Here is a 620-nt window from a genome sequence, read left to right as displayed (position 1 = left end):
GGTTTTACAAACTTATGTTCTTTTAAATACGCTTCTATATTATCCAGTCTGTCCGTATTGTAATTTATCAGTTTTGCATTTGTACATGATATCATTAATACTCCCAGTCCTAATCCTATTAATACCTTTTTCATATTCTTATTACTTTAAATATAATTAAATAAATTTAATTATATTCTCCTTTCCTATTTAATTTATTGATAATCATATAAGATTTAAAATTTTAATTTTAAAGAGACTTTTTATTTAAGTTTTTGAAGATTTTCTAAAATTTCAAACAATTAATATAAATTATTTTTTATTTTTGTATAAAATTATTATTTATTTTGACTTTGGATTTTATGTTTTTATTTTAAAATTACTGTAACTTATTCTGAATACCTTCAAGTCTTTGTTCCATTTTTTCAAGTGCTTCATTTGTCTTGTGGAATGTTTCTATATTGCTGTTTATTTCTTCCACTCTTTTCTTTATTCTTTGCACTTCCACATTCATCTTTTCACTTTCCGTCATATTTTTCTGTCTTGCCTTCATTGCTTTTGCTTCAGCTTTCTTTTTCATCTGAGCATCTTTTTTCATCTTCATTTCTTCCGCTTTTTTACTTTGTGATTCTCTTTTTATT

Annotated in this window: 1 pseudogene; it reads right to left on the bottom strand. The window is 23.7% G+C overall.

Features of this window, described 5'->3' with window-relative positions:
* Window positions 1–358 precede the first annotated feature (358 nt).
* Window positions 359–620: pseudogene (locus tag EII29_RS11500) on the bottom strand (hypothetical protein); the annotation flags it as partial.

This window comes from Leptotrichia sp. OH3620_COT-345 (assembly GCF_003932895.1).
Taxonomy (GTDB): Bacteria; Fusobacteriota; Fusobacteriia; order Fusobacteriales; family Leptotrichiaceae; genus Pseudoleptotrichia.
Note: the sequence above shows the minus strand (reverse complement) of the source record. Positions and strands in the feature narration are given on the sequence as shown.